Below are 5530 nucleotides of genomic sequence, written 5' to 3'. Positions count from 1 at the left end.
CTGCAGCGCCACAACGCCTCTCACATGCAGGATGAAAAAGGCTCACTGTCGAAATATTGATCGACGGCGTAATCCGGTGTGGCCGAACCTCGGTAATGCCATCGCCAGGCATCCGAGCAACCTTCGACCAGCACCGGCGCGAATCCCCCGAGTTCGAAAGCCGCGCTCTCCCAACACGAATACAACGACGGTGGTTCGGTACCGCAACGGTATCGGACCACCATGCGCGGTCGGAAGTCCTGTCGCACGGGGGACCGGCCTGTCCGTTATCGGCTACTACAGCCTCTGGCTCACCTCCGACCGGTGTCGAAGCAGGTCGTGGTGGCCACCGACGAACACCACATGGTCACCGGCGCCCGGCTCAGCGCGCACTCGGCCAAGCCGCCCTCGACGCCTACGCGGCTCTCTGACCACAGCGTTCCATCTATTTCGAGGTTGGTGATCGAATATCCATGTCCGGTAAGGAAATTATCGAACCCATCGAATTCGAGGGTGCGCAGGTTCCGCTGCGGTACACGAAAGCCGAGGAGGGACAACTGGTCACGCCAGGATTCCTGGCGTTGATGCAGCACCTACTCAGCGGGCGATCACAAGAGCCCCCTGCGAACGAGTCGCTGGAGTCGGGGGTCGAACTGTCTGCCGAGGAACTGTCGGTGATTCACCTGCCCGCGTGGCAGCGCTGGGCGGGCGACACCGCCGAACCGACGGTGACCGGCATCAAACAGGCCACCCGGTCGCGGAATATCTCGAAGGCGGTATCTGGTGCGCGGTCCACCTACGCGTGGTCTCGCATTCGAGGGGTCACGAAATCGGAGGTGTACGCGGGGCGGCTGGCCCAACTCCGCCGACGGATCGATCAGGCCCATCAGGACTGGTCCGGCCGCGACACCTTCGGGGCCGGAGGCGGCTACGTATTCGTGGCTGACACAGAGAGGAACTGCCGTGGATCCGACGTGGATTCGTGAACGGGAGAATTGGTTCTCATCGATAGTTCTGGACACCCCAACCCAGAAGGCCCCGGATGGCGCGGGCGTTCCCGATGCGAGCCGCAAGGTCCACGATTTCCCGGGCATGACCCCGGCCAGCGCGGCGCGCATGATCGAACGGATCGAGGCGCGGCGAGCCATGGTGGAATCGGTGCTCGCGCCCCGGCCGGTATCGCAACAACATGCGGGTTTCGTCTCGAAGGCGTCCCCGGGGTACAGCGAACCCGGCATCATCGCGCCCGGCGGATATTTCCCCGGCGACAAGATGCCCGAAGTGCCGCCGAACATACCGCCGGGCACGCACCGGGTGCCGGAGGTGCCCGACGACAACGGCAACATGAAGTTGCCCTATCGCTATCAAGACGGTCCACCCCCGCCGCCCGATCAGAACGACAACAAAGGCGGTGCGGGCGGTGGCTCAGGCAAGGGCGGTACGAAGAGCAACGGCAACGGCAAGAACGAACAGACCAAGCCGTCGTGGCCGAACAACGGCGCCGATATCGGCCCGCCCGGAACACAGCCGGGCACCGAACAAGGCGAACCGCGGCTTCATTTCCCTGGCGGTCAGTGGGATGAGCGGTATCCCTACGGCGATCCTGTTCCGTTTCCCTCCGAACACACGCTGCCCGATCCGTCGTTGTCCGCCGAGCCGGAGCTCAAACAGGCCCAGCAGAATCCGTCACCCGCGGAATCGGCGACGCCGACCACGCCCGCCCAGCCCGGGGCAGGAGGGTCACCGTCGGGAATGCCGTCGCAGCCAACACCGCAGACACGCGAGAACCCCGACGGTGGAACACCGTCCACGACCGATCCTTCCGAAAATGATGGGGATCAACCGAATTCGCCGGGAGTGGACGGGACCGAACCGGCGCAGCCCGCCTCGCAGCAGACGCCGTCCGAAGAGGAAGCTCCGCAACCCGAGAACCCCGAATCGACGGAGCCGCAACCGTATGAGGGGCCGGGGTTCCTGCTCAGTCTCGTCCCGGTCGCGGGGTCGTTGCTACAGGCGTACGCCGATTTCAAGAACGGTCGCTGGGTCTGCAGGGCCTCGGCGTAGTCGGATTCCGGGCTGATGATCTGCGGAAACTGGTTGGGTGACAAGCGGTTTGAGATGCCGGGCGGGCACGAGTGACTCGAGGAAGATGAAGGTTCCTTACGCCTGAATCGCCCTCGGAGTACCCGTGCCCGCCAGACAAGTATGCCCCGCCGACCCCGCCGCCGGACCGAACAACCTTCCCGCCGAAAACGATCCAGCCACCAGCGCTGGTGATTTGCTGGATGTCCTCGGGCAGGTCACCGATCCCCGCGACGCACGAGGCCGCCGCTACGGCTTGGTCCCGGTACTGCTGCTCGCTCTGGCCGCCACCACAGCGGGAGCCCGATCGTTCACCGCGATCGGCGAGTGGGCCGCCGACGCACCCACCGCGGTGCTGACCCGCCTCGGATTCACCCGCCGGGCACCGAGTGAATCCGCGATCCGCCGGCTGCTGCAACACCTCGATGCCGACGGTCTCGACCAGGTGATCGGTACGTGGATGTGGTTGCGGGTCAGCATGATCGGTGGCGCGAAGGTCATCTCCTTCGACGGTAAAACCCTCAAAGGCGCCCGCGACGCCGCCGGGCATCTGACGTTCTTGCTGTCCGGGATATGCCAGGCCACCGGCGCGGTCCTGGCCCAGATCTCGGTCGCCGACAAGACCAGTGAGGTTCCGATGCTGCGGAAACTGTTGTCCACGTTGAACATCGCGGATTGCGTGATCACCGCCGATGCCGCCCACACCTGCCGTGAGACCGCGCAACTGATCATCGAGGCGAAGGCCCATTACATCCTGTGTGTGAAGGGAAACCAGCCCAACCTGCGGAAACTGTTGAAACAGCTTCCGTGGAGGGACGTTCCGGTCCTGGACCGGACGACCGGCAAACCCGCTCACGGTCGCATCGAGACTCGCACGCTGAAGGCGACCGGCATCGCCGCCGGGATCGGATTCCCCGGTGCGGCACAGGTTCTGCGGATCCACCGCACCCGCACTGTCGTGTCGAAGCACCGCAAGTCCCGTAAGCAGACCCGGGAGACGGTGTTCGTGGTGACCAGCCTGAAGGTCGGTGATGCCGCCCACCACGTGATCGCCGACTATTTGCGGCAGCACTGGTCGATCGAGAACAAGATTCATCATGTCCGGGACGTCACCTTCGACGAGGACCGTCACCAGGCCCGTACCGGCGCTGCGGGCCACGTCATGGCGATCTTGCGGAACACCGTGATGAGCCTGCTCCGCCTGGCTGGCCACGACGACATTGCGCCGGCGTTGCGGCACCATGGCAGAGACTACAACCGGCCGCTGAAATTACTGCTGACCTGCTGAAACCCGACTACGCCGAGGCCCTGGCTGGGTCTGGGGTCTGATCAACGTCGCCTTCGCGATCAGCGATCTGTTCCTGGTCAAGAGCCTGTTCACGGTCGGCGGAAAGCTCTTGTGGAAACTCGGCCAAACCCTGCTCCGCGACCCCGCGGCCATAGGAAAGGCCCTGGCCGGAATGGTCGAGGGAATCGGTGCGGGCATCGGCAAAGCCGCCGAGGCCGCAAAGAACGGTGTCGAGAGCGCGTACAACAAAGCCAAAGAAGTCCTCGGTGGGATATTCCGGTCCAGAGGTAAGAAGTCGGCCGATGATGCGGCCCGCCGAGCGCAGGAGGAGTTCGCGGAGCAACAGTGACGCGAAGCGCTGGAAAGATCTGATCAATGGAACCCGAATAATGGCCCCCGCCGGAAACCCGTATGGAAATGCAGCGGGGACGGGTTCGATGATCTGCGAGAAGATATGGAAAGGGCGTTCGAAAATATCCCGAATACCGCGGCTTCGAAGCAGCGGACGCATGCTTCTGCGGTATACGAGTCTGGGGACGGAACAAAGATCCCATCGCGTGCCTCGAGCGGAGATGACAACTTTCTCGATAGAAAAAACGTTCAGATGCCGGGGGGAGCACGAGAACCGGGTGAAGCCGTGGATCGGTTCGACTGGTCGACCGTGAACGGCGTTCCCAGAAATGTCGATGCGGAATTGAAGATTCTCGAAGACTTGCGAACCAAACTCAGGCCGGATTCCAACGGGCGGATTCGGATGGTGGTTGACTATCCGGCTGCGGATAAGATGCATCTCGGCGAAGATATTATCTGCTCCTCGTGTCAGGGCGTTCTGGCGCAGTTCACAAAGGAATTCCTCGTGTTTAGCATTGACATTCGCGATATGTACGGAAGACGACTTTTCGAGTACATTCCTAGATGAGAGGGTGCATGGTGTCAGGGAACCACGGTGAAGAGACTGCTTCTTCGGAGATTCGTGCGATCTTTCGTGAGCTGATCACGTACGGCATGGATGGCTCTCTTGTGCGCGGAGTCGGTGATGCAGATATCGATGCCATGGCCCGCTCGCAGAGTATCTCCGATATTCCGGCATCGCTCAGGGAGATCTACCGTCTGATCGGCTTTGAAGCCGACAAGTTCAATATTGTCGGCTCGTTTTCGGTCAGAGGACTTGATGCGGCTGCCAAAAGTAATGCGCTGGAGTCGGTCGCCGAAATCCCTGCCGGGGACAGTCCGCTGAAGGATTCCGACAATCTCTTTGTCGCGATGTCGTTCCAGGGCGAGTGGTCGATTGTGGTGGACGGTGCCGATCTGAAATATCCGGACCCACCGTTGTGGGGAATCTCGGAGTCCGGACTGGTTGTCGCGTATCAATCGGTTACCTCGTTCTTTCGAGGGTGCGCGGTAGAGATCAAGAATTCGATAGACCGTCAACGGTCGAGGATTCGGAACGACTGACAGGGCCAGTCGAAAGGTCGCGGACCGGGTGCTCCGAGAGAATCCCGATCAGATATGTGAAGGCATCGAACCATATCTACCGAACTACCCTGGCAATTTCGTCCTCCCGGAGTGCATACGCGCCGTTGTCGACGGCGCGTATCTGACGGACCCGGACCCTCCGATGTGGGGAATCTTGGAGAACGGCGACATCGAAATCGATGTGCCCGGCGAACGTATTCGATCCGCTTAATAGGAAGGCAAGGTAGTCGCACGATGAGTGAACGAATTCTGTTCCCCGATATCGAATCGACCCTGACCGCATATCTCACCACGGAACTCACCGCGGCATCCGACACCGCGGAGGTCGTGACGATCGTCCCGGATCCGCGACCGGCCCGCTGGGTCCGCGTATACCGCGCCGATCGCAGGCGGCGGATGGATCGCGAGGATGATCAAGGCTGCCGCGGCCCGCAGCTGATCATCGATCGTCCCCGGGTCGTCTTCGAGTGTTACGACGGAGGCGGGGCCGCCGCGGAACTCGCGGCGTTGGTCCGTGCGATTCTCGCCGCCGCGGCGCCGGGATATCTCGGCGCGGTGTGGTGCGATTTCATCGATGACGCCGGTGTCGTTCGCGATGTCGACCCGGCGACGTCGGAACCTCGGCAGGTGATCACCGCCGACCTGTATGTGCGGGGCACTGAGCCTTTTTCATCTTCATGCAGCGGCCTGAAGCTCTCGATCGTG

The 5530-nt window shown here is 62.2% G+C and carries 7 protein-coding genes; 6 read left to right on the top strand and 1 reads right to left on the bottom strand.

From position 1 onward, the window contains the following. The first annotated feature begins 452 nt into the window (after nt 1-452). The 3 genes from APZ21_RS06160 to APZ21_RS06150 all read left to right on the top strand — a co-directional run bounded on the left by APZ21_RS06160 (nt 453) and on the right by APZ21_RS06150 (nt 3349). Entirely contained in the window at nt 453-965 is a 513-nt protein-coding gene (locus APZ21_RS06160; protein WP_054812253.1) for a hypothetical protein, read from the top strand. Continuing rightward, nucleotides 943-2043 carry a chromosomal replication initiator protein DnaA gene (locus APZ21_RS06155; RefSeq protein WP_054812252.1) on the top strand — a complete coding sequence of 367 codons (1101 nt, stop codon included), beginning with the start codon at nt 943-945 and terminating at the stop codon, nt 2041-2043. Before APZ21_RS06160 ends, APZ21_RS06155 begins: the two co-directional genes overlap by 23 nt. A 124-nt stretch (nt 2044-2167) precedes the next feature. Continuing rightward, entirely contained in the window at nt 2168-3349 is a 1182-nt protein-coding gene (locus APZ21_RS06150; protein WP_275426184.1) for an ISAs1 family transposase, read from the top strand. Between the two features lie 7 nt (nt 3350-3356). Here the strand turns inward: APZ21_RS06150 and APZ21_RS06145 are convergent, their stop codons facing one another. Continuing rightward, nucleotides 3357-3860 (bottom strand): hypothetical protein, encoded by a 504-nt coding sequence (locus tag APZ21_RS06145; RefSeq protein ID WP_156370759.1) that lies wholly within the window; start codon nt 3858-3860, stop codon nt 3357-3359. A gap of 126 nt (nt 3861-3986) precedes the next feature. On the opposite strand from APZ21_RS06145, the gene APZ21_RS06140 reads away from it, so the two are divergent. The 3 genes from APZ21_RS06140 to APZ21_RS06125 all read left to right on the top strand — a co-directional run. Further along, the gene (locus APZ21_RS06140; protein WP_156370757.1) at nt 3987-4268 is read left to right on the top strand and encodes a hypothetical protein; all 282 of its coding nucleotides are present in this window, start codon (nt 3987-3989) and stop codon (nt 4266-4268) included. Between the two features lie 8 nt (nt 4269-4276). After that, a complete protein-coding gene (locus tag APZ21_RS06135) occupies nt 4277-4804 on the top strand; it encodes a hypothetical protein (RefSeq protein WP_054812249.1) in 528 nt (175 codons plus the stop codon). A 255-nt stretch (nt 4805-5059) separates the two neighbouring features. Then, nucleotides 5060-5530: hypothetical protein (locus tag APZ21_RS06125; RefSeq protein ID WP_054812247.1), on the top strand; the 471-nt coding region annotated here is incomplete at its 3' end.

Source organism: Nocardia arizonensis (assembly GCF_001310275.1).
Classification (GTDB): domain Bacteria; phylum Actinomycetota; class Actinomycetes; order Mycobacteriales; family Mycobacteriaceae; genus Nocardia; species Nocardia arizonensis.
The sequence above is the reverse complement of the archived record's forward strand: the minus strand, read 5'-3'. Positions and strand labels throughout refer to the sequence as shown.